The following is a 24,242-nucleotide window of genomic DNA, read 5'->3' on the forward strand; positions in this document are numbered from 1 at the left end:
GGTGGTACAGCACAAAAGTGGGGGTGATCGACCTGAAAAGAAAGTCGATCACCATGGGTAAAGGATGTTAAAAAGTGTTCACCCTGTCCCCGAACATCTGTCTACCATGTCCCCGGACCGTACACCCTGAATGGAGAGGGGGCCGACCGTGCCAATTTTTTTGTGGGGATTCCTCAACCCTTGAGGGAGAGGAGCCATCCATTTAAATCCTCACGCCAGAGCGTCACTGACCCCCGCCGCCCTCTGCAACCATCCCTGCAATAACTTCCCGTCCTGCGTCATCTCCCCGTCCTGACGCACGCACAGATAATAATCCCGCCCATCATCAATCGGCAGATCGAAAATCTTCACCAGCTCGCCGCTCTCCAGATAGGGCGCGATCAGCGGCTCGCGCATTAAGGCGCACCCCAGCCCCGCCTGCACGCCTGCCAGGGTGAGCAGCCCGTCTTCGAACATCGGTCCGCTGCGACGCGGCGGACGTTTCACCCCCTGCTGGATAAACCACTGTTGCCAGGTGACGCGCTCCTCATCGTGCAACAGCGGCATTTGCAGTAGCTGCTCGGGAGTATCGATATGCCCGTGCAGGCGCAGAAACGCCCGGCTGCATACCGGCACCATCTGCCCGGAGATCAGCTTTTCGCTCTGGTAGCCCGCCCACTGCCCGTTGCCGAAGCGGATCGACATGTCAGAGGCGTCGCTCAGGTAGTTGCGGTGGTTAGCGTAGACCACGTTGATTTCGGTTTGCGGGTTGGCGCGCATAAAGGTGGGCAGACGCGGGATAAACCAACCCATGCCAAACAGCGGGATCAGGCTGATGGTCACCTGGCGGGTTTGCACCTGCTCCACCAGGTGTTCCGTAGCCTGGCGCAGGACGTTAAACGCCGCACGGATCGAGCGATAATAGTCCCGCCCCTGCGGGCTGAGGATCAGTCTGCGCCCCTGGCGTTCGGTCAGCGGCAGTTGCAGATATTCTTCGAGCACTTTTAGCTGGTGGCTGACCGCTGAGGGCGAGATCTGCAGCTCCTGGGCCGCAAGCGTCACGCTGCCCAGCCGGGCAATCGCCTCGAAGGCGCGTACCGCCCGCAGCGGCGGATCGTTCGCCAGACGGCTTTCAGCAAACCCTGACAAGCCCGGTGATTGTTCTGTTTTTTTCATATGTTGATCTATTCAGGATAGTCAGATTAATCAGTGATTTATGATTTTGTTATAAATCATGCAGATAAAACAAGCTCCAGATGTCATAAGAAAGAATATATGCGTATTTCACAATCTAATTCAATTATTAGATGTTACCCGCTGAAAGAGCAATTTGTCGGGTAACAACGTTGGACACACTCATACAACAACTGATCAACGGCGTAATGCTGGGCAGCATCTACGCGCTGATCGCGCTGGGCTATACCATGGTGTATGGCATTTTGCGCATTATTAACTTTGCCCATGGCGATATTTTAATGGTCGGCGCGCTGACCACCCTCTCATCGCTGAACCTGATCAACAGCCATTTCCCCGCCATGCCGCAGCTGCTGCAGCTCGGTTTTGCGCTGGTGATTGCGATGGCGGTCTGCGCCCTGCTGGCGATGGCCGTTGAACGCTTTGCCTACCGTCGCCTGCGCAACGCCCCGCGCCTGGCGCCGCTGATCTCCGGGATTGGCGTGTCGGTGCTGCTGCAAACCGTGGCGATGATTATCTGGTCGCGCAACCCGCTGATGTTCCCGCAGATCCTGCCGATGGACCCGATTGCGGTTACTGCCGGTAGCGACGCGCATCCTCCGGCGCTCATCACCGTCACCGGCATCGTCACCGTGGCGCTGGCGCTGTCGGTGATGATCGGCCTGTGGCTGCTGGTGGAGTACACCCGCCTTGGACGCGGCATGCGCGCAGTGGCCGAAAACCCGCGCGTCGCCACTCTGATGGGCGTTAACCCGAATGCAATCATCACCCTCACCTTCGCCATTGGCGGCATCTTCGCGGCGCTTGCCGGGGTGATGATGGCCAGCAACTACGGCAATGCCAGCTTCTCGATGGGCTTTCTGCCCGGAATTAAAGCCTTTACTGCCGCGGTGCTCGGCGGCATAGGCAACATTCGCGGGGCGATGATTGGCGGGATCTTACTCGGCATTATCGAAGCGCTGGGTGCAGGCTATCTGGGCGAGCTGACTCACGGCGTCTTCGGCAGCAACTATCAGGATGTATTCGCCTTTATCGTGCTGATTCTGGTGCTGGTATTCCGTCCGGCGGGCCTGCTGGGCGAGCGCGTTGCGCACAGGGCATAAGGGAAAATCATGACTGCAATTGAACTCAAAACCCCGGCGGTCAGCCGTAAATTCTGGTCCGGCATGACGCTGTTGGTACTGGCGCTGGTGCTGGCCCCGGTTGTGGCGACCCAACTGGGCGGCAACTACTGGGTGCGGGTGATCGACTTCGCCCTGCTCTACATCATGCTCGCGCTGGGGCTGAACATTGTGGTGGGCTACACCGGCCTGCTGGATATGGGCTTTATCGCCTTTTATGCCGTCGGTGCCTATCTGGCAGCGCTGCTGGCCTCACCACATCTGCTGGAGGTGTTCCCGATCCTCAGCGTCTGGTTCCCGGACGGGCTACACACCTCGTATCTGCTGATCATCCCCATAGCGGCGCTGGTCGCGGCAGTGTGCGGCATTCTGCTCGGTGCCCCCACGCTGAAACTGCGCGGCGACTACCTGGCGATTGTGACCCTCGGTTTCGGGGAGATCATCCGCATCCTGATGCGCAACCTCGACCGCCCGGTGAACATCACCAACGGCGCAAAGGGTATCTCCGGGGTCGATACCCTCAACCTGTTCGGCCTCAAGTTTAGCGGCGTTTACCACTGGTTTGGCGTCAAAGTCCCGGCGCTGTGGCTGTGGTACTACCTGCTGATGCTGATGATTGTGGCGATCATTTTTGTCTGCCTGCGCCTGCAGCACTCGCGCATTGGTCGGGCGTGGCACGCCATTCGTGAAGACGAAGACGTGGCACGGGCGATGGGCATCAACGTGCGTAACTTTAAGCTGCTGGCCTTTGCGATGGGCGCCTCCTTTGGCGGCATCGCCGGGGCGCTGTTTGGTGCCTTCCAGGGCTTTGTCTCGCCGGAATCCTTCACCCTGCAGGAGTCGATTGCGGTGCTGGCGATGGTGGTGCTCGGCGGGATGGGTCATATCCCGGGGGTGATCCTTGGTGCGGTTCTGTTGACCGCTCTGCCGGAACTGCTGCGCAGCCAGGCGGCGCCGGTGCAGCAGGCGCTGTTCGGCACGGTGCTGGTCGACCCGGAAATTCTGCGTCAGCTGTTCTACGGCCTGGCGTTGGTGCTGGTGATGCTGGTTCGCCCGTCGGGCATCTGGCCGGTACGCCACAAGGAGGTGAAAGCATGAGCCTGTTAACCGTGCGCAATATGTCCAAACGCTTTGGCGGCCTGACGGCGGTTGATAACGTCTCGCTGTCGATTAACCCCGGCGAGATCTACGGCCTAATCGGCCCCAACGGTGCGGGAAAAACCACCTGTTTTAACCTGATTACCGGCCTGTATCCGGCGGACAGCGGCGAATTTGCGATTGCCGATCGGCCTTACTCGCCAAAGCAGATCGAGAAAGTGACGGCGGCAGGCATCGCCCGCACATTCCAGAACGTGCGGCTGTTTAATGAGATGTCGGTACTGGAAAACGTAATGGTCGGACGCCACGTGCGTACCCGTAACGGGCTGTGGGCGGCGCTGACCCGGCATAAACGTGCCCGCGCTGAAGAAGTCGACACCCGGGAACAGGCCTGGCACTGGCTGGAGTACACCGGGATCGCCAAGTTTGCCCACTATCGCGCCTGCGATCTGGCTTACGGCCATCAGCGTCGGCTGGAGATTGCCCGCGCGCTGGCGACCGATCCGCTGCTGCTGGCGCTGGATGAGCCCGCGGCCGGGATGAACGCCGCCGAGAAAGTGGCCCTGGGCGAGCTGCTGACCCGCATGCGCGACGACGGCAAAACCCTGCTGATGATTGAGCACGACGTCAAGCTGGTGATGGGCATCTGCGATCGCCTGACGGTGCTGGACTACGGCAAAACCCTGGCCTGCGGCACGCCGGATAGCGTGCGGCGCGACCCGGCGGTGATCGCCGCCTGGCTTGGAGGCAACAAGCATGTCTGAATTACTGAAGGTTGAACGGCTGGATGTGCACTACGGCGGCATCCAGGCAGTGCGCGGCGTCTCTTTCACTCTGCACGAGGGCGAACAGGCGACGCTGATTGGCGCTAACGGCGCGGGCAAAAGCTCCACCGTGCGGGCCATCACCGGGCTGGAGCGCTTTGGCGGCAATATCGAATTTAACGGCCAGCCGGTGCGCAAGCGTAAAGCCGAAGCGCTGCTGCGCGACGGTCTGGTGATGGTGCCGGAGGGCCGGGGGATCTTCGCCCGTATGACGGTGCTGGAGAATTTACAAATGGGGGCCTGGCTTCGGCGTGACACTGTCACCGTGAAGCAGGAGATGGCGGAGATTTTTGACCGTTTTCCGCGCCTCGGCGAGCGTCAGCACCAGCTTGCCGGGCTGCTCTCCGGCGGCGAACAGCAGATGCTGGCGCTGAACCGCGCCCTGCTCAGCCGCCCGCGCCTGCTGATCCTTGACGAACCGTCGATGGGGCTGGCACCCAAAATGGTTGAGAACATTTTTGCAACGATCGCCGGGCTGCGCGAGCGCGGCGTGGCCCTGCTGCTGATCGAACAAAACGCCCGGCTGGCGCTGGACGTCACCGACAAAGCCTGGGTAATGGACAGCGGCAGCATCGTCCATCACGGCGAGTCGAAAGCGCTGCTTGCCGATGATCAGATCGCACAGATTTATTTGGGCGAAATGCCCGTTTAACACACCACCAACATCAGGGAATAACAATGAAAACAGCAAAAATCAGTGCGCTCAGCGCCGCCATTCTGCTCGGAAGTTTTGCCGCACCGGGTGCCTGGGCTGCCGACAGCGAAACCGTGGTTATCGGTCTGGCCGGACCACTGACCGGGCCGTCTGCCCGTATCGGTAAAGATCTGGAGAACGGTGCCCAGCTGGCGATTGACGACATCAATAAACAGCATCCGACCATCGGCGGCAAAGCGGTGACCTTTAAGTTGCAGTCGGAAGATGACCAGTCGGATCCGCGCACCGCAGTGGCCGTAGCCCAGCGTCTGGTCGACAGCAATGTGGCAGGCGTGGTCGGCCACTGGAACACCGGCACCAGCATCCCGGCGGCGCGCGTCTATCACGACGCAGGTATCGCTCAGGTCGCCCCGGTGGCAACCGGTCACGGCTACACCAAACAGGGTTTTGACACCAGCTTCCGCGTGATGGGCCATGACGATGACGGCGGCCAGTTTGCCGGGGAATACGCGGTCAAGACCCTGAAAGCAACGCGCATCGCGGTGATCGACGACCGTACCGCCTTCGGCCAGGGGCTGGCGGATGAATTTATTAAATCGCTGGAAGCTCAGGGCGTGAAAATTGTCGACCGGCAGTACGTGGACGACAAAACCGTCGACTTTAGCGCCGTGCTGACCGCCATCCGCAGTAAAAAAGCGGATCTGATCTTCTTCGGCGGCGTGGACAGCCAGGCGGCACCGCTGGCGCGACGCATCAAACAGCTGGGGATGGACGCCACCCTGATGGGCGCAGGCGGCTTTGTCAGCCAGACCTTCCTGCAGCTGGCGCAGAAAGAAGGTGACGGCGTCGTGGCGCTGGAGCCGGGCCTGCCGGTGGATCAGATGCCGGGCGGAAAAGCCTTCGAGCAGGCGTATCAGTCCCGCTATCACACTCATATCGAACTGCACGCCCCATTCGCCTATGACGCCACCCGCGTGCTGGTTGCGGCGATGGAAAAAGCCGACTCGGTCGATCCGGCGAAATACCTGCCTGCCCTGCGCGCCATCAGCTATTCCGGCGTCACCGGACAGATTGCGTTCGATAAAGAGGGCAATCTGAAAGCACCATCCTTTACCGTTTACAAAGTGGTCGAGGGCAAATGGCAGCCGCAAACCGTGCTCGGCGGCGCACAACCGAAGTAACGTAGTGAGGCAATGTGATGAGTGATAATAACGAGCTGGGCATTCTCGCCCGCCGCAAAATTGAAGCAGAAATTATTAAGCCAATTTATGAAATCCTGGTGCGCGAGATTGGGAAAACCCGCGCCCAGGCGGTCATTGGCGAAGCCATTGAACAGGCGGCAATCGATGCCGGACAGCATTTTGCCCGCCAGGAGCCGAACGGCGCGGACGTGAAGAGCTTTATCGCCCTGCAGTATCTGTGGGAGAAGGATAACGCCCTCGACGTCAAAGTGATCGACGCTGACGACCAGCAGTACAACTACAACGTCACCCGCTGCCGCTACGCCGAGATGTATCACGAGATGGGGCTGGGCGAGATCGGCCACCTGCTCTCCTGCGCTCGCGACGAGAAGTTTATCGTCGGCTACGCCCCGGACGTGGAGCTGACGCGCACCACCACCATCATGCAGGGTGGCGCATGCTGCGACTTCCGCTACCGTAGCATCAAGGACAAAGCATGATTCGTGTTAACGCAGCGCGGCTATGGTCGACGCTGGAGATGATGGCGCAGATCGGAGGCACCCCCGCCGGGGGTGTTACCCGTCTGGCGCTGAGCGACGAAGATCGGATTGCCCGCAACCTGCTGCGCGACTGGGCGCAGGAGGCCGGTTTCAACTGCGACGTCGACAGCATGGGCAATATGTTTATCCGCCGCGCCGGAAAAAACCCCTCGCTGGCCCCGGTGATCACCGGCTCGCACGTGGATTCTCAGCCGCTCGGCGGTAATTACGACGGGATCTACGGCGTGATGGCCGGGCTGGAGCTGCTGCGCACGCTGAACGACAATCAGCTTGAAACCGAGCGCGATATCGTGCTGATAAACTGGACCAACGAAGAAGGCGCGCGCTTTGCCCCGGCGATGCTGGCTTCCGGGGTCTGGACCGGGCAGTTCACTGAGGAATATGCCCACGCGCGGGCCGACCGGGACGGCATCACCGTCGGCGAGGCGCTGGACGCGATCGGCTATCGCGGGGAGCATCCTGCCCACGCCTTCCCGATTCACGCCTGCTATGAGCTGCATATCGAACAGGGGCCGATTCTGGAAGATGACGCCATTGATATCGGGCTGGTACGCGCGGCGATGGGCCAGCGCTGGTTTACGATCACCCTGGACGGCTTTGCGGCGCACGCGGGCACCACCCCCATGCACAGCCGCCGCGACGCACTTACTGCATTTGCCGAACTGGCGCTGAAGGTAGAAGCCATTGGCTATCAGCACGTGCCCGACGGTCGGGCGACCATCGGTATGGCGAACGTTACGCCGAATTCCCGCAACGTGGTCCCCTCCCGGGTGGTCTGCAGCGTAGAGTTCCGCCATCCGCAAATCGAGGCGCTGGACGCGATGGAAGCCGCGCTGTATCAGGCGGCGAAGCATATTGCGGCGCGCGGGGTGAATGCCGACGTCGAGCGGATCTTCGATTACGCGCCCATTGCTTTTGATGCCGCCTGCCTGGCACGCAGCGAAGAAGCGGTGGCGGCACTGGGCTACTCGGCCATACCGATGGTTTCCGGCGCCGGGCACGATACCTGTTACGTGAGCAAAATCGCCCCAGCCAGCATGATCTTTATTCCGTGCGAGAAAGGCATCAGCCACAACGAAGCAGAACGTATCCTCCCGGAATGGTCCGAGAAAGGGGCGAACGTGTTGTTGCACAGTGTGTTGAGTGCTGCGCAGGAGAAATAGAGACCGCCTTCCCGCAGAGAGCAACGGCCTGATGAGGTGGATGCTCTCTTCACGGTTGGTCCGCGCCGGTGATCCGCACAAGGTGTACCGTCAGCCATAGCAGCTCATTACCGCCCAGCGTGATGTCCAGTTGCGACTTAACATAGTCGCGGATCAATAATGAACAGCGGTAGACGTGCGGAAACTCTTTAATTATCTGCACCAGCAGAAAACGGTCACGGGAGGTATCCAGCTCCCCTTCCTGCAAACGTTGCAGAAAGAACTGCATATGAATGAGAAAGCGCGAATAGTTGATGGATTCGGTGTCGATCTCCCGTTTGAAGTGGTACTGCACGAGGTTAAAAATATCCTTGAGCATTTTCACCGACTGCATGGTCTGCGCCACATCATCGCCCTGCGTCTGGCCGTTCACCAGATGAAAAGCTATATTACCGGCCTCTTCGTCGGGCAGGTGCAGTCCATACTCGTGGTTGATTGCCGCGACCGCCTCACTGGCAACACGATATTGCTGAGGATAAAACCGTCTGACTTCGGACAGCAGACGGTTCTGGATGGCAATACCTTTGTTACAGCGCTCGATAGCAAACACCAGGTGATCGGCCAGCGTCAGGAAGATCTGCTCCCGAACCTTGTTACTCAGTTGAGCATTGGCCCTGGAGATGATCATTGCCGCCATTTCAATCACCTCATCGGGAATGGAGGACAACGCCTCCAGATACCCGTTACGGTTTGAGTGTTCCTGAACCACAAACAGTTTTTCGATTTTTTCTGGCGCAATGTCATCGCCAGGTCGGCTGCTGAAGCCGATTCCTTTCCCCATGACGATAACCTCGCGGTTATCGTCATCACAGGTAAGTACCAGACTGTTGTTAAGCACCTTCTGCACAATCATGGCTGAGCGTCGTCCTCAGAATTGCCGTTTTTCGCGATAACGTCTTTATACCACCAGAAGCTGCGCTTGCGGATCCTGCTCAGTGCTTTCAGGTCATCTTCGCCGCGATCGACATAGATAAACCCGTAGCGCTTGGCATAACCCTGATGGGTACTGACCACATCAATGGCTGCCCACGGGCAGTAGCCCATCAGATCCACGCCATCTGAAATCGCCAGTTGCATCTGTCGGATATGCGCCTCCAGGAAGGCAATCCGGTAGTCATCGTTAATGGTTCCGTCCTGTTCGAGTTTATCCGGCGCGCCCATCCCGTTTTCAGTGATCAGAATCGGTAGACCGTACCGCTCGCAGACTTTGCGCAGTGTCAGGCGCAACCCGACCGGGTCCACCACCCATCCGTAGGGCGTTTTGCCTACCCACGGGTTTTCTGCCGGACGGTAAACACCTGCTTCCCCGAGCATGATTTGCTGATCGCCTGCGCGGGGTGACACATCATTTCCGTCGCCACGGCTGGCGGCAATGGTCGCCGTTGAGTAGTAGTTGATGGCGACAAAGTCCGGTTTGCCCTGCTGTAAAATCCCGGCGTCACCCGGCAACATCGCCGGTGCAATCCCCCGATCCTGCAAATAGGCCCAGGCCAGCGCGTTATAACGTCCGTGTACCGCCACATCAAGAAAACTCCAGCAGCGCAGCGTTTCCCAGTTATGGGCCGCGATCGCATCCTCCGGTTTACAGGTTTCGGCATACATGGATGTGGTGTTGATCGCCGGGCCAATCTTCAGCCCTTTAAACGCGTCATGGCATAACGCGAACACCTTTGCCTGCGCCAGCATCATATGGTGATTTTGCTGATACAGCGCCTTCTTATCTGGCAGCTCGCGGTCCGGCGGAACGCCAATCGCACCCGGGTGCAAAATCATGGTGTTCTGCTCATTGATCGTCAGCCACAGCGGCACCTTGTCGCCAAATTCGCTCAGTAACAGACGCGCGTAGCGAACGAATGCCTCAACGGTATCGCGGTTCAGCCAGCCGCCTTTCTGCTCCAGCGCCCAGGGCAAATCAAAATGATAGAGCGTGACAATCGGGGTAATTCCCTGCCTGCACAGGGCATCAATTAACCGACGATAAAAATCCAGCCCGGCAGGATTAACCTCACCGTCCCCGTCGGGGATCACCCGTGACCAGGCCACCGAAAAACGGTACGCCTTCAGCCCCATTTCGGCCATCAGCGCGACGTCCTCTTCGAAGCGGTGATAGTGGTCACTGGCGACGCGAAAATCAGCCGTGCCTTCGGGATGCGACAGCATATCCACCACGGACGGGCCTTTCCCGTCCTCGTTCCATGCACCTTCTACCTGATAGGCCGAGGTCGATGCCCCCCAAAGGAAGTCCGCAGGGAACGCTGCGCGGTGTTGATAATTCATGCTGCACTCCCACGGGTTGATTGCACCATCAGCTCTTCGCCAAAGGTTACCGATGCGGCAGGCGTAATACGCAGCGTTGCGTCTTCCTCACCGTTTACCACCACAATCGGGGTAATGAGATCGTATCCGGCACGTTCTATGGCCGCGATATCAAACTGAATCAGGGTTTCACCGGCCTTCACGTTGTCGCCCACTTTTAGCGAGGAGGTGAAGTGCTTGCCATTGAGGTTCACCGTATCAATACCGATATGGATAAGCAGTTCAGTGCCCATTTCATCCTGCAACCCAACCGCATGACAGGACGGCAGGAACATCATTACCTTGCCATCAAATGGCGCTTTGAGGATCCCTTCCTGAGGGCGTATCGCAATTCCCTGGCCCAGCAGCCCGCCAGAGAAGACATCGTCGTTAACCTCGGATAACGCGACAACGTCACCTTTAAGTGGACTGACAATCACACTATCACCCTGCGCGCTCTCAATAACAGATGCGTCCGACCCTGTGCTCTCTTCCACAACATCTTCGAATGCAAACATCCAGGCCAGCGTAAACGTCACGATAATGGCGATCGCGCAGGTTACCAGCGCATGAACGATATTCATTGGGTTTTCGCCGATAAACGCCGGGAGTGCAGCCAGCCCAGGGGAGACAAACGCATAGCGTACCAGCCCACTTAATCCGGCATACATCCCGGCACAGCCACCGCCGATCATCGCCGCAATCAACACGCGACGGAATTTCAGCATAACCCCGTAGAGGGCCGGTTCGGTGATCCCCAACAGCGCGGTGAACCCGGACGAAGAGGCCAACTGGCGCAGGTTACTGTTTTTCGTTTTCATGGCGACACATAACGTTGCCGCGCCCATCGCGATGTTTGAAGCCAGCATGCCCGGTCCATTGATCATCTCGAAACCGTTTTTGCTCAGTTGTCCGGTGGCAATAGGCGTCATCGCCCAGGCCGTACCGGTGACGATCAGGAACGGCTGCAGCGTACCCATCAGCATAGGAATTAGCCAGCTTGCGTGGCGGTCAATAGACGCTGCGCCTGCTGCGACCAGGTCATTTAGCAGAATACCTGCCGGGCCAACGACCACCAGCGCAAGCGGCGCAGTAATCAGCAGGATAAGCATTGGCTTAATAAAGAACTTAATGATCGACGGGGACACTTTTTCCGCAAAACGCTCTACCCACGACATCAGCCAGACCGTCAAGATAATGGGCAGCACCGAACCGGCGTAGTCGGAGAGCAGAACATTAATGCCCATAAAATCGACCGGTTTGCCTGCCGCCATCATCTGACCAAGGCCTGGATGCAGCAGGACGCCCGCAATGGTCATTGCCAGAATCGGGTTACATTCGAATTTCATCGCTGCGCCATAGGCCAACAGCACCGGCAGGAAGAAGAAGGCCGCATCGGCAATGACGTTCAGCAGTTGATACGTTGGGCTGGTCGCGCTAATCAGCCCCGTCAATTTCAGGATCGCCAGCAACGCTTTGATCATCCCCGCACCGGTTATAGCAGGAATAACAGGGGTAAAGGTGGTCGAAATGACGCTGATTACGCTGGCTAAAACCCCCTTACGCTTGCCATCTTTGGCCGCTTCGCTACGGGCTTGTTGCTCGGGTAAGGCTTTATTGAGCAGACGAAATACCTGCTGCACTTCATTGCCGATAACAATCTGGAACTGGCCGCCTTTCTCCACCACGCTGATCACGCCCGGAATGGCACTTACCGCGTCGTCTTGCACTTTGGCACGGTCGCTGAACTCCATCCGCAACCGGGTGGCGCAGTGGGTTAGTGTGCGAATGTTCTTCGCGCCTCCCACGTGCAGGAGGATTTTTTCTGCTATTTCATTGTAGTTCATGGTGTTTCCCTGGTGTTGAAGCAAAAAAAAAGACCAAAACAGAGACGCTCCCCTTAACGGGAGAGCATTTCTATTTTGGTCTTGCCTGCTTTCGCAGTAGCATGCCGTAATAAAAATGGGCAATTTCAGCGGATTATCTGGACTTCATTTCTGTTGTTCAATCTCCACTTGTTAAAAATGTGATCTACATTGAGTTAATTCTTATCTGCTGCTTTCGCCAGGCTGAACCAAATCCCACTGGCAAGAATCAGTAACATTACGCCTGCGCTGCCCAGAGCCACGCTATGGGACGTGGTAAACGCCGCTCTTGCCGCCTGAATAATCGCCTCAGCCACCGAGGGGGAAAGATCCTGCGCCACCTTGACCGCCTCTCCAATCGACGAGGCCGCTTTTTCTGCAAGTGCGGCATCCAGCCCTGACGGTAAAACAATGGTTGCCGAAAAACTGCGCGTTAGCAGCAAACCAAAGATAGCGATCCCAAGTCCTGCCCCAAGCTCGTAAGACATGGTTTCAATCGCCCCGGCGGCAGCCGCTTTTTCTTTTGGTGCCGCCGCCATAATGGCCGCCGTTGACGCCAGTAAAGCACTGGCCGCACTAAAACCAAGCAGCACCATCAACGCCCACGCGGTGTATTGTTGGGTGCTGAAATCAAGCTGCGATAAACCGAGGAAGCTGACAGCGCTCAGCCCCATCCCACCCGTAGCCACAATGCGTAACCCCAGCCGTCCTACCAGCACACCGGCAATCGGGCCGCTAAAGCCGCTGGCGACCATCACCGGCAGCATAAACATCCCCGCCTCGAACGGTGTAAAGCCGTGAACGAACTGCAGTTCCTGCGCCATCAACAGCTCAAAGCCCACCAGCGCGATCATCGCCGTCATCGCCATTACCACGCCGCTCAGGATAATGGGGTGGCAGAACAGGCGCATATCGATCATCGGGGTTTTCGCGCCCAGCTGAATCCGCACAAAAGTCAGGAGCAGCACTGCCCCGGTGAGTAAGGTCATCGCCACCAGCCACGGAGACATTGTCCCTTTCAGCGCGGTTTTGGCGCTGAAGACCAGCAGTAAAATCGCCACGATCAACATCAGCGCATGGTTGATATTCAGCGGTTGCTCTTGCCGTCCTTGCTGCGCAGGCACAAAGCGGGCCGCCAGGGTGATCACCAGAATCACAATCGGCACGTTGATTAAAAACACCGATCCCCAGTAGAAATGCTCCAGCAGCAGACCCCCCATCAACGGGCCAAACGCGGCGCCACCGGACCCAACCGCCGCCCACACGCCAAGGGCAATATTACGGTGTCTCGCTTCGACGAACAGCGTGCGAATACCCGCCAGCGTCGCCGGGATGATCATTGCCGCCCCAATGGCGAGCGTGGCCCTCGCCGCAATCAACCAGCCTGCCGTTGGCGCAAAAGCCGCCGCCAGCGACGACAGGCCAAACAAAATACTGCCCAGCATGAGCAACCGTTTAAATCCGATCCGGTCCCCCAGGGCACCCATCGGCAGCACCATACCCGCCATTACCAGCGAATAAATATCGATGATCCACAGTAATTCGTTACCGCTTGCGCCTAACGTCATGCTCAATGTCGGCGCGGCGACGTGCAGCACCGTGGCGTCGATCGCCACCGGGATATACACCAGCACGATAATCACTAATGCTAACCACTGACGAAACATAAAATCCCTTCTGTTACAAAACCTGGACACATGTCCAGAATGCGATCCTACGGAAAGTTGAACGCATGTCCAGCTTTTTGTTACACTCGTTGACCCCGGGTTGAGAGTGATAAAAATGAGCTATCTGAGCAAGGAACAACGGCGAGAAGCGATCCTGCAGGCTGCGATGCGCGTGGCGTTGAGTGAAGGATTTACCAACATGACCGTCAGACGCATCGCCAGTGAAGCGCAAGTGGCAGCAGGCCAGGTGCATCACCACTTTGCCTCTGCCGGGGAGCTGAAATCGCAGGCCTTTGTCCGGCTGATCCGCGCCCTGCTGGATGCAGAAGTGGTGGCTGAAAACGCCAGCTGGCGCGAGCGTCTACACGCCATGCTCGGCAGCGATGACGGCAGCTTTGAGCCCTACGTCCGCCTGTGGCGAGAAGCTCAACTGTTAGCGACCCGCGATGCCGAGATAAAAAGCGCCTACGTGCTGACCATGGAAATGTGGCATCAGGAAACGGTGGCAATTATTCGCGCCGGAGCTGCAGCGCAGGCATTTACCCTGAAAGATCGCGCCGAAAATATCGCCTGGCGTTTAATTGGATTGGTCTGCGGACTGGACGGTTTTTACGTACTAAATATTCCAGACATGGACGATACCGCGTTTAATCAGCACCTTGACACTTTAATTGGCCTCGAATTGTATTAACCCTTATTGGTTATAAAGAGATAACTGTTACGATTAGTAACACATTAAGCGTACCCACATCTCCCTTCTAAACTCAGGGGTTCGCTTTTTTATCTATCCTTTCAGAAGCATCCGAAACACATCCTATAATCTCTCATCAGAAGATCATGCATCTGCCTGATTGTATTTCTCTTTCTGCCATTTACGGATAAGCAAGAGGGTAATATGTCACAACATGAGAAGAATAATCATTATCTTTTAAAAGAGTGGAAGCCGGAAAATAAAGCGTTTTGGGAAAATAAAGGCAAGCATATTGCGCGACGAAATTTAGTGATCTCCGTGGCCTGCCTGCTGCTGGCATTTTGCGTATGGATGTTATTTAGTGCAGTTGCGGTGAATCTGAATAAAGTGGGATTTAATTTCACGACCGATCAGCTGTTTATGTTAACCGCCCTGCCGTCGCTCTCCGGTGCCATATTACGCGTTCCCTGGTCCTTTATGGTGCCGATATTTGGCGGTCGCTACTGGACGGTGATCAGCACCGTTATTCTGATTATCCCCTGCGTGTGGCTGGGCATCGCGGTGCAGAACACCGCCACGCCATACACGGTCTTTATCATCATCGCCCTGCTGTGCGGTTTTGCCGGGGCCAACTTCGCCTCCAGCATGGGCAATATCAGCTTCTTCTTCCCGAAAGCCAGACAAGGCAGCGCGCTGGGGATCAACGGCGGGCTGGGTAATCTGGGCGTCAGCGTGATGCAGATGGTGGCCCCGGTGGTGATCTTCCTGCCGATATTCACCTTCCTCGGCGTGCACGGAGTGCCACAGGAAGATGGCTCGACCCTGTCGCTGGCAAACGCAGCCTGGGTCTGGGCCCCGCTGCTGCTGCTGGCAACCCTTGCCGCCTTTTTCGGCATGAACGATATCGCCAGCGCCAAAGCGACTATCGCCAGCCAACTGCCGGTGCTGAAACGCCTGCATCTGTGGCTGCTGAGCCTGCTTTATCTGGCAACCTTCGGCTCGTTTATCGGCTTTTCTGCCGGGTTTGCGATGCTGTCGAAAACCCAGTTCCCGGATGTCAACATCCTGCATCTCGCCTTCTTTGGCCCGCTGCTCGGCGCGCTGGCACGATCCGCCGGAGGGGTTATTTCCGATAAGCTCGGCGGCGTGCGCGTCACACTTATCAACTTCGTCTTTATGGCGGTCTTCACCGCCCTGCTGTTCCTCACCCTGCCGGGCTCCGGCTCCGGCAACTTTACCGCGTTCTTCCTGGTGTTTATGGGGCTGTTCCTCACCGCCGGGCTGGGCAGCGGATCGACCTTCCAGATGATTGCGGTCATCTTCCGGCAAATCACCGTCTACAGAGTGAAACTGCACGGCGGCAGCGACGAGCAGGCGCAGAAAGAGGCCGTCTCGGATACCGCCGCGGCGCTGGGCTTTATCTCAGCGATTGGCGCCGTCGGCGGGTTCTTCATCCCCAAAGCCTTCGGGACCTCGCTGGCGATGACCGGCTCGCCAGTGGGTGCAATGAAAGTCTTCCTGGTGTTCTACATCGCCTGCGTGTTTATCACCTGGCTGGTGTATGGCCGCCGTCAAAAACACGTCAAACCATAACGATGTTATTCACTTTTTTGTGAGCAGTGTAACCGCGGGGGCAGGCGTCGCCCCGTCAGGAGATACGTCATGAGTAAACTGTTGGATCGTTTCCGCTATTTTAAACAAAAAGGCGACACCTTCGCCGACGGGCACGGCCAGGTGATGCACAGTAATCGCGACTGGGAGGACAGCTATCGTCAACGCTGGCAGTTCGATAAAATTGTGCGATCCACCCACGGGGTAAACTGTACCGGCTCCTGTAGCTGGAAAATTTACGTCAAGAATGGTCTGGTGACGTGGGAAACGCAGCAGACCGACTATCCCCGCACCCGCCCCGACCTGCCGAATCACGAACCGCGCGGCTGCCCGCGTGGGGCAAGCTACTCCTGGTATCTGTACAGCGCCAACCGCCTGAAGTACCCGCTGGCGCGTAAAAAGCTGATTGAGCTGTGGCGCGAGGCGCTGGGCCAGCACAGCGATCCGGTTAACGCCTGGAACGCGATCATGAGCGACCCGCAAAAGACCCTCAGCTACAAGCAGGCCCGCGGACACGGCGGGTTTATCCGCTCCAGTTGGAAAGAGCTGAACCAGCTGATCGCCGCCGCCAACGTCTGGACGATTAAACACTACGGCCCGGATCGCGTGGCGGGCTTCTCACCGATCCCGGCAATGTCGATGGTCTCTTACGCCGCCGGAACGCGCTATCTCTCCCTGCTCGGCGGCACCTGCCTGAGCTTCTACGACTGGTACTGTGACCTGCCGCCCGCCTCGCCGATGACCTGGGGTGAACAGACTGACGTCCCGGAATCCGCCGACTGGTACAACTCCAGCTATATCATTGCCTGGGGCTCAAACGTGCCGCAGACCCGCACCCCGGATGCCCACTTCTTTACCGAAGTCCGTTACAAAGGCACCAAAACCATCGCCATTACCCCCGACTTCTCGGAAGTTGCCAAACTCAGCGACCAGTGGCTGGCCCCGAAACAAGGCACCGACAGCGCTCTGGCCATGGCCATGGGCCATGTGATCCTCAAAGAGTTCCACCTCGATAACCCGAGCGACTACTTCCTCAACTACTGCCGCCGCTACACGGACATGCCGATGCTGGTGATGCTGGACGCGCGCGAGGACGGTAGCCTTGTCCCCGGCCGGATGTTGCGCGCCTCTGACCTCGCCGACGGGCTGGGCGAAGGCAATAATCCGGAGTGGAAAACGGTCGCCTTCAATAGCGCGGGCGATCTGGTGGTGCCCAACGGCTCTATCGGCTTCCGCTGGGGCGAAAAAGGCAAATGGAACCTGGAAGCGCTGGCGGCGGGCCAGGAGACCGACCTGACCCTGTCCCTGCTGGGTACCCACAGCGAGGTGGCCAACGTCGCCTTCCCGTACTTTGGCGGTAACGAGAATCCGCATTTTCGCAGCGTGAAACAGGACCCGGTGCTTGTCCGCAAGGTGCCGGCCAAAACCCTCACCCTGGTTGATGGCAGCCAGATGCGGGTGGCCAGCGTGTATGACCTGGTGCTGGCGAACTACGGCCTTGACCGCGGGCTGGACGACGTGAACGCGGCAAAAGAGTACGCCGAGGTCAAAGCCTACACTCCAGCCTGGGGGGAGCAAATCACCGGCGTCCCGCGTCGTCATATCGAGCAGATTGCCCGCGAGTTCGCCGACACCGCCCATAAGACACATGGCCGGTCGATGATTATCCTCGGGGCCGGGGTAAACCACTGGTATCACATGGACATGAACTACCGGGGGATGATCAACATGCTGGTGTTCTGCGGCTGCGTCGGTAAGAGCGGCGGCGGCTGGTCGCACTATGTCGGCCAGGAGAAGCTGCGGCCGCAAACCGGCTGGCTGCCGCTGGCCTTCGCCCTGGACTGGAACCGCCCGCCGCGCCAGATGAACAGCACTTCGTATTTCTACAACCATGCCAGCCAGTGGCGTTATGAAAAACTCACCTCCCAGGAACTGCTCTCCCCGCTGGCAGACGCGTCGAAGTTCACCGGGCACCTGATTGACTTTAACGTCCGCGCCGAGCGCATGGGCTGGCTTCCGTCCGCCCCGCAGCTGAACCTCAATCCGCTGCACATCAAAGCGCAGGCAGAAGCGGTCGGGATGTCCCCCCAGGAGTACACCGCCCAGGCGCTGAAGTCCGGCGATATCCGCATGGCCTGCGAGCAGCCCGACAGCGGCAAAAACCACCCGCGCAACCTGTTCGTCTGGCGCTCTAACCTGCTGGGCTCCTCCGGCAAAGGTCACGAGTACATGCTCAAGTACCTGTTGGGCACCGAAAGCGGCATTCAGGGTGAGGATCTGGGCTCGACCGATGACGTTAAGCCCGAAGAGGTGGAGTGGCAAACCGCCGCCATCGAGGGCAAGCTGGATCTGCTGGTGACCCTCGATTTCCGCATGTCCAGCACCTGCCTGTTCTCGGACATCGTGCTGCCGACCGCCACCTGGTACGAAAAAGACGACATGAATACCTCGGATATGCATCCGTTTATTCATCCGCTCTCTGCCGCCGTCGACCCGGCGTGGGAATCACGCAGCGACTGGGATATCTACAAAGGCCTCGCCAAAGTCTTCTCGGAGGTGTGCGTGGGCCATCTGGGTAACGAAACCGACGTGGTATTGCAACCCCTGCAGCATGACTCCCCGGCTGAGCTGTCGCAACCATTCGACATTGCCGACTGGCGCAAAGGCGAGTGCGACCTGATCCCCGGTAAAACCGCGCCCAACATCGCCGTGGTGGAGCGTAACTACCCGGAAACTTACGAACGCTTCACCGCCCTCGGCCCGCTGCTGGACAAGCTTGGCAACGGCGGCAAAGGCATCTCGTGGAATACCCAGGAGGAGGTCGATTTCCTCGGCAAGCTGAATTACGTCAAGCTCGACGGCCCGGCGAAAGGCCGTCCGTGCATTGAGACGGCGATTGACGCCTCGGAGGTGATCCTCGCCCTGGCGCCAGAAACCAACGGCCACGTGGCGGTAAAAGCCTGGGAGGCCCTCAGCGAATTTACCGGACGCGAGCACAGCCACCTGGCGCTGAACAAGGAAGACGAGAAAATTCGCTTCCGCGATATCCAGGCCCAGCCGCGCAAAATCATCTCCAGCCCGACCTGGTCCGGCATTGAGAGTGAGCATGTCTCCTACAACGCCGGATACACCAACGTCCACGAGCTGATCCCGTGGCGCACGCTGTCCGGGCGTCAGCAGCTGTATCAGGATCACCAGTGGATGCGCGCCTTCGGTGAGAGCCTGGTGGCCTATCGTCCGCCGATTGATACCCGCAGCGTAACGCACATGCGCGAGATCCCGCCGAACGGCTTCCCGGAAAAAGCACTTAACTTCCTGACGCCGCACCAGAAATGGGGCATTCACTCCACCTACAGCGAAAACCTGCTGATGCAGACCTTGTCGCGCGGGGGGCCAATTGTGTGGATCAGCGAAACCGATGCCAGAGAGTTGGGCATCGAAGATAACGACTGGATCGAGTGTTTCAACGCTAACGGGGCCTTAACCGCCCGCGCGGTGGTCAGCCAGCGCGTGCCGCCGGGAATGACCATGATGTATCACGCTCAGGAACGCATTCTGAACATTCCGGGTTCCGAAGTGACCGGACGCCGTGGCGGGATCCACAACTCGGTGACCCGCGTCTGCCCAAAACCAACGCACATGATCGGCGGCTACGCCCAGCTGGCATACAGCTTCAACTACTACGGCACGGTGGGCTCGAACCGCGACGAGTTCATCATGATCCGCAAAATGAAAAACATTAACTGGCTGGATGGCGAAGGTCGGGATCAGGTTCAGGAGGCGAAAAAATGAAAATACGCTCACAGGTTGGAATGGTACTGAATCTCGACAAATGCATCGGCTGCCACACCTGCTCGGTCACCTGTAAAAACGTCTGGACCGGGCGCGAAGGGATGGAGTACGCCTGGTTTAACAACGTCGAAACCAAGCCGGGCATCGGTTATCCGAAGAACTGGGAAGACCAGGAGCAGTGGCAAGGCGGCTGGATCCGCGGTATTTCGGGCAAGCTGACCCCGCGTCTGGGTGGCAAGCTGGGTGTGCTGTCAAAAATCTTCGCTAATCCGGTGATGCCGCAGATCGACGACTATTACGAACCTTTCACCTTCGATTATCAGGATCTGCACCGCGCCCCGGAGGGGGATCATCTGCCCACTGCCCGCCCGCGCTCGCTGATTGACGGCAAGCGGATGGATAAAATCAAATGGGGGCCGAACTGGGAAGAGCTGCTCGGCGGCGAGTTCGAGAAACGCGCCCGGGATCGTAACTTCGACAAGATGCAGAAGGAGATGTACGGCCAGTTCGAAAACACCTTCATGATGTACCTTCCGCGTCTGTGCGAACACTGCCTGAACCCAAGCTGCGTAGCGACCTGCCCGAGTGGCGCCATCTACAAGCGTGAAGAAGACGGCATTGTGCTGATCGATCAGGACAAATGCCGCGGCTGGCGTTTGTGCATCAGCGGCTGTCCGTACAAAAAAATCTACTTCAACTGGAAGAGCGGCAAATCAGAAAAATGCATCTTCTGCTATCCGCGCATTGAATCCGGCCAGCCGACGGTGTGCTCAGAAACCTGCGTCGGGCGCATTCGCTACCTCGGCGTGCTGTTGTACGACGCGGATCGCATTGAAGAAGCGGCCAGCACCGAACATGAAACCGATCTGTATGAACGCCAGTGCGACGTGTTCCTCAACCCGCACGACCCGGCGGTCATTGAAGAGGCGTTCAAACAAGGCATTCCGCAGAACGTAATCGAAGCGGCTCAGCGCTCGCCGGTCTACAAAATGGCGATGGACTGGAAGCTGGCTCTGCCGCTGCACCCGGAATACCGTACCCTGCCGATGGTATGGTACGTGCCGCCACTGTCGCCGATCCAGTCCTACGCCGACGCAGGCGGCCTGCCGCAGACCGACAGCATCCTGCCAGCGGTGGAAAGCCTGCGTATTCCGGTGCAGTACCTGGCAAACATGCTCAGTGCGGGCGATACCGGCCCGGTGCTGCGCGCCCTGAAGCGCATGATGGCAATGCGTCACTACAAACGTTCCCAGACCGTCGAGGGGGTCACTGACACCCGCGCCATTGAAGAGGTCGGCTTAAGCGTCGAGCAGGTGGAAGAGATGTACCGCTATCTCGCTATCGCCAACTACGAAGACCGCTTTGTGATCCCGACCAGCCACCGGGAGATGGCCCGCGACGCCTTCCCGGAGAAAAACGGCTGCGGCTTTACCTTCGGTGACGGCTGCCACGGCTCCGACACCAAATTCAACCTGTTCAACAGCAGTCGCATCGACGCCATTAACATTACCGAGGTGCGTGAACACGGGGAGGGAGAGTAATGCAGATCCTCAAAATTATCGCCCTGCTGATTGAGTATCCGGACGATGCGCTGTGGGAGAGTCGCGACGAGGCGATCGCCCTGGTGGCGCAGGATGCACCTATGCTGCTGCCGTTCGCGCAGCAGTACCTTAACGCCCCGCTGCTCGACCGGCAGGCATCGTGGTGCGAGGTGTTCGAGCGGGGGCGCGCCACCTCGCTGCTGCTGTTCGAACACGTTCATGCGGAATCACGGGATCGCGGCCAGGCGATGGTCGATCTGATGAACCAGTACGAGCAGGCCGGATTACAGCTCGACTGCCGTGAGTTGCCGGACCATCTGCCGCTGTATCTGGAATACTTAAGCATAATGCCCGAGGCGAAGGCGCGGGAGGGATTGCAGAATGTCGCGCCAATCCTGGCGCTGATTGGCGGGCGCTTAAAACAGCGCGAGGTGGCGCATCATCAGCTGTTCGACGCCCTGCTCACCTTTGCGGGCAGCACGCTATCCAGTGACAGTGTCACGCAGCAGGTGGCGGGTGAAAAACGTGACGACACCCGGCAGGCGCTGGATGCGGTCTGGGAAGAGGAACAGGTGAAGTTTATCGAAGATAACGCCACGGCCTGCGACAGCTCGCCGATGCAACACTATCAACGACGCTTTAGCCAGGACGTGGCACCTCAGTATGTCGACGTCAGTGCCGGAGGCCCAAAATGACACACCATCTGAACGTCTTTTTCTTCGATATTTATCCCTACATCTGCGCCGCGGTCTTTTTCCTCGGCAGTTGGCTACGCTACGACTACGGCCAGTACACCTGGCGGGCCTCTTCCAGTCAACTGCTGGACAAGCGCGGCATGAACTGGGGCTCTAACCTGTTTCACATCGGCATTCTGGGCATTTTCTTTGGTCACCTGTTCGGGATGCTGACCCCGCACTGGATGTACGCCTGGTTCCTGCCGATGGCGTTAAAACAGCAGTTGGCGATGATTGCAGGCGGTATTTGCGGCGTACTGACGCTGATTGGCGGCTCAATGTTGTTGTACCGCCGCCTGTTCAACCAGCGGGTGCGTGCAACCTCCACCACCCCCGACATCATCATCATGAGTATTTTGCTGACCCAGTGCGTTCTTGGCCTGTCGACGATCCCTTTCTCAGCGCAATATCCTGACGGCAGCGAAATGCTGAAGTTGGTCGGCTGGGCGCAGGGGATCGTCACCTTCAGCGGTGGATCGTCGGAAATGCTGAACGGGGTGGCATTTATTTTCCGCGTTCATCTGGTGCTGGGGATGACCATTTTCCTTATCTTCCCGTTTACCCGACTGGTGCACGTCTGGAGCGCACCGCTGGAGTACCTCACCCGCCGGTATCAGCTGGTACGGTCCCGGCGTTAAGTCTGGCACCTTTGCCCGGTGACGCTGCGCTTACCGGGCCCATAACACTTTGCTTCATGTATCGACAATGTTGACACGCCAAAACCTCACACTCTATGATGGATAAACAATGTATATCCATCTGGAGTGTTTTTTATGCCGCAAGTCACCGTTAAAAAATGGGGAAACAGTCCTTCTGTTCGGCTGCCCGTTGCCGTTATGCGTGAGGCCGACCTGGACGTTGACGATGTGGTGAATATCAACGTTGACGATGAAGGACGCATTATTTTGACGCCTGTCAGAAAGGACGAACCCTCGCTCGAATCACTGTTATCCGCCATCACGGATGACAATCTGCATCACGACATCTCATTTGGGGAACCGCAAGGTAAGGAGCTGCTGTAATGGACTACATTCCGGAGGCTGGCGATATCGTCTGGCTAGAGTTTGACCCGCAATCAGGACATGAACAGGCAGGACATCGTCCTGCCCTGGTTATCTCTCCCGCCACTTATAACGGGCGTACGGGCTTATTGCTCTGCTGCCCGCTAACGTCGCAAATAAAAGGCTATCCCTTCGAAGTTTCGATCGGCGGTGCCCGTCGCAATGTCGCCCTTGCCGATCAGATTAAAAGCCTCGACTGGCAGACGCGCCATGCAGTGAAAAAGGGAACGGCAACCGCCGAGGAACTGAATGCCGTGAGAATGCGGGCAAAGGTGCTAATCGGTTAACAGAAAGGGGCTATCGCCCCTCCCCACTTTATTTCCCCGCCTGCGGATGGGTATCAAACCCAGCCATCACCGCCGTCAGTTCCACCAGCGAAAAGCCGTGCTTCGCATCATCAACCCCCAGTCCGAAACGCTCCTGCATCACCTGATACAGCGCCGTCGCATCCGCCAGGTTAACTTGCTCGACGATATGCCCCTCCTGCCAGTGGGTAAAATGCAGGTTGGTGAGGGTCAGTTTGCCGCCATCCGGCAGATGACGACACATCAGCAGATGATGACGAAAATGCGACTGCGGCCAGTGCGCGGACCAGAAGTTGCCCATCACATAATCCGTTTGATACTGGGTGATCAGGTCAAAGTGATACATCGATTGCCAGTGCTGGTGATGACGACACTGCAGTACCCAGTCGTCGCCGTCGTTGATCAGCCGGTACTCCCCGTGCGGCGTGGTTTGTTCCACGTCAGCCAGCAGACGGATCGGCGCGGTGAGCGTCTGGCCGCCAAAGCCGACGTCGGCAATCCACTGTTCGCCGTTAAGTTCAACCAGCAGCAGGCGATGGGTGCGCGGCGGCATCTGCGGCGGATTGGCCAGCACCACCCGCCCCAGCAGACTGCGCACAGTAAAACCCACCTCACGCAGCACCCGTTCGAACAGACCGTTCTGCTCGAAGCAGTAGCCACCGCGTCGGGCGGTAACCAGCTTGTCGACCAGAGATTGATCGTCAAGCTGGATCTCGCGCGGCAGCACCACGTCGATATTCTCAAACGGGATGGCGCTGTTATGGTGCAAATGCAGCCCCCGCAGGGTGTCGATATCCACAGCCGTGGTCTGCTGCCAGCCGATGCGGGCGAAATACGCGGTCAAAAACGGGGTCATGGTGGGCTCC

21 protein-coding genes are annotated in these 24,242 nt (G+C 58.2%); 15 read left to right on the forward strand and 6 right to left on the reverse strand.

Features of this window, described 5'->3' with window-relative positions:
* Window positions 1-210: 210 nt before the first annotated feature.
* Window positions 211-1,155 carry a LysR substrate-binding domain-containing protein gene (locus M8014_RS00305; protein WP_271280594.1) on the reverse strand — a complete coding sequence of 315 codons (945 nt, stop codon included), beginning with the start codon at window positions 1,153-1,155 and terminating at the stop codon, window positions 211-213.
* A 170-nt stretch (window positions 1,156-1,325) separates the two neighbouring features.
* Between M8014_RS00305 and M8014_RS00310 the strand changes: the two genes are divergently transcribed.
* The 7 genes from M8014_RS00310 to M8014_RS00340 are packed head-to-tail and all read left to right on the forward strand — an operon-like array spanning window position 1,326 to window position 7,775.
* Entirely contained in the window at window positions 1,326-2,276 is a 951-nt protein-coding gene (locus M8014_RS00310) for a branched-chain amino acid ABC transporter permease (RefSeq protein WP_271280595.1), read from the forward strand.
* A gap of 9 nt (window positions 2,277-2,285) precedes the next feature.
* Window positions 2,286-3,392: a branched-chain amino acid ABC transporter permease gene (locus M8014_RS00315; protein ID WP_271280596.1), complete on the forward strand. Its 1,107-nt coding sequence runs from the start codon at window positions 2,286-2,288 to the stop codon at window positions 3,390-3,392.
* Window positions 3,389-4,156: an ABC transporter ATP-binding protein gene (locus tag M8014_RS00320; protein ID WP_271280597.1), complete on the forward strand. Its 768-nt coding sequence runs from the start codon at window positions 3,389-3,391 to the stop codon at window positions 4,154-4,156. The genes M8014_RS00315 and M8014_RS00320 overlap by 4 nt, the downstream gene beginning before the upstream one ends.
* On the forward strand, window positions 4,149-4,868 hold the full coding sequence (locus M8014_RS00325) for an ABC transporter ATP-binding protein (RefSeq protein ID WP_271280598.1): 720 nt from the start codon (window positions 4,149-4,151) through the stop codon (window positions 4,866-4,868). The genes M8014_RS00320 and M8014_RS00325 overlap by 8 nt, the downstream gene beginning before the upstream one ends.
* Window positions 4,869-4,894: 26 nt before the next feature.
* Window positions 4,895-6,052, forward strand: a complete 1,158-nt coding sequence (locus M8014_RS00330) for a branched-chain amino acid ABC transporter substrate-binding protein (RefSeq protein ID WP_271280599.1) — start codon at window positions 4,895-4,897, stop codon at window positions 6,050-6,052.
* A gap of 17 nt (window positions 6,053-6,069) precedes the next feature.
* Window positions 6,070-6,552: an L-2-amino-thiazoline-4-carboxylic acid hydrolase gene (locus M8014_RS00335; RefSeq protein ID WP_271280600.1), complete on the forward strand. Its 483-nt coding sequence runs from the start codon at window positions 6,070-6,072 to the stop codon at window positions 6,550-6,552.
* Window positions 6,549-7,775 carry a Zn-dependent hydrolase gene (locus tag M8014_RS00340; RefSeq protein ID WP_271280601.1) on the forward strand — a complete coding sequence of 409 codons (1,227 nt, stop codon included), beginning with the start codon at window positions 6,549-6,551 and terminating at the stop codon, window positions 7,773-7,775. Before M8014_RS00335 ends, M8014_RS00340 begins: the two co-directional genes overlap by 4 nt.
* Before the next feature lie 49 nt (window positions 7,776-7,824).
* Here M8014_RS00340 and licT read toward each other — a convergent pair whose 3' ends face one another.
* The 4 genes from licT to M8014_RS00360 form a co-directional block, all read right to left on the reverse strand.
* Window positions 7,825-8,667, reverse strand: coding sequence for a BglG family transcription antiterminator LicT (gene licT, locus M8014_RS00345; RefSeq protein ID WP_271280602.1), 843 nt, complete (start codon window positions 8,665-8,667; stop codon window positions 7,825-7,827).
* A complete protein-coding gene (locus M8014_RS00350; RefSeq protein ID WP_271280603.1) occupies window positions 8,664-10,091 on the reverse strand; it encodes a glycoside hydrolase family 1 protein in 1,428 nt (475 codons plus the stop codon). The genes licT and M8014_RS00350 overlap by 4 nt, the downstream gene beginning before the upstream one ends.
* On the reverse strand, window positions 10,088-11,956 hold the full coding sequence (locus M8014_RS00355; RefSeq protein ID WP_271280604.1) for a beta-glucoside-specific PTS transporter subunit IIABC: 1,869 nt from the start codon (window positions 11,954-11,956) through the stop codon (window positions 10,088-10,090). Before M8014_RS00355 ends, M8014_RS00350 begins: the two co-directional genes overlap by 4 nt.
* Window positions 11,957-12,150: 194 nt before the next feature.
* Window positions 12,151-13,641 carry an MFS transporter gene (locus M8014_RS00360; RefSeq protein WP_271280605.1) on the reverse strand — a complete coding sequence of 497 codons (1,491 nt, stop codon included), beginning with the start codon at window positions 13,639-13,641 and terminating at the stop codon, window positions 12,151-12,153.
* A gap of 115 nt (window positions 13,642-13,756) precedes the next feature.
* On the opposite strand from M8014_RS00360, the gene M8014_RS00365 reads away from it, so the two are divergent.
* From M8014_RS00365 to mazF, 8 genes are all read left to right on the forward strand, one after another.
* Window positions 13,757-14,332 carry a TetR family transcriptional regulator gene (locus tag M8014_RS00365; RefSeq protein WP_271280606.1) on the forward strand — a complete coding sequence of 192 codons (576 nt, stop codon included), beginning with the start codon at window positions 13,757-13,759 and terminating at the stop codon, window positions 14,330-14,332.
* A gap of 204 nt (window positions 14,333-14,536) precedes the next feature.
* A complete protein-coding gene (locus M8014_RS00370; protein ID WP_271280607.1) occupies window positions 14,537-15,925 on the forward strand; it encodes a NarK family nitrate/nitrite MFS transporter in 1,389 nt (462 codons plus the stop codon).
* Window positions 15,926-15,994: 69 nt separating this feature from the next.
* On the forward strand, window positions 15,995-19,735 hold the full coding sequence (locus M8014_RS00375; RefSeq protein WP_271280608.1) for a nitrate reductase subunit alpha: 3,741 nt from the start codon (window positions 15,995-15,997) through the stop codon (window positions 19,733-19,735).
* Window positions 19,732-21,276: a nitrate reductase subunit beta gene (gene narH / locus M8014_RS00380; protein ID WP_271280609.1), complete on the forward strand. Its 1,545-nt coding sequence runs from the start codon at window positions 19,732-19,734 to the stop codon at window positions 21,274-21,276. The genes M8014_RS00375 and narH overlap by 4 nt, the downstream gene beginning before the upstream one ends.
* A complete protein-coding gene (narW, locus tag M8014_RS00385) occupies window positions 21,276-21,971 on the forward strand; it encodes a nitrate reductase molybdenum cofactor assembly chaperone (RefSeq protein ID WP_271280610.1) in 696 nt (231 codons plus the stop codon). Before narH ends, narW begins: the two co-directional genes overlap by 1 nt.
* Window positions 21,968-22,648 (forward strand): respiratory nitrate reductase subunit gamma, encoded by a 681-nt coding sequence (gene narI, locus M8014_RS00390; RefSeq protein ID WP_271280611.1) that lies wholly within the window; start codon window positions 21,968-21,970, stop codon window positions 22,646-22,648. The genes narW and narI overlap by 4 nt, the downstream gene beginning before the upstream one ends.
* Before the next feature lie 135 nt (window positions 22,649-22,783).
* On the forward strand, window positions 22,784-23,032 hold the full coding sequence (locus M8014_RS00395) for an AbrB/MazE/SpoVT family DNA-binding domain-containing protein (protein WP_271280612.1): 249 nt from the start codon (window positions 22,784-22,786) through the stop codon (window positions 23,030-23,032).
* Window positions 23,032-23,358 (forward strand): endoribonuclease MazF, encoded by a 327-nt coding sequence (gene mazF, locus M8014_RS00400; RefSeq protein ID WP_271280613.1) that lies wholly within the window; start codon window positions 23,032-23,034, stop codon window positions 23,356-23,358. The genes M8014_RS00395 and mazF overlap by 1 nt, the downstream gene beginning before the upstream one ends.
* A 28-nt stretch (window positions 23,359-23,386) precedes the next feature.
* Here mazF and nhoA read toward each other — a convergent pair whose 3' ends face one another.
* Complete coding sequence (nhoA, locus tag M8014_RS00405) at window positions 23,387-24,232, reverse strand: N-hydroxyarylamine O-acetyltransferase (protein WP_271280614.1); 846 nt, start codon at window positions 24,230-24,232, stop codon at window positions 23,387-23,389.
* Window positions 24,233-24,242: the final 10 nt, after the last annotated feature.

It is taken from the genome of Silvania hatchlandensis (genome assembly GCF_025564065.1).
Classification (GTDB): Bacteria; Pseudomonadota; Gammaproteobacteria; order Enterobacterales; family Enterobacteriaceae; genus Enterobacter; species Enterobacter hatchlandensis.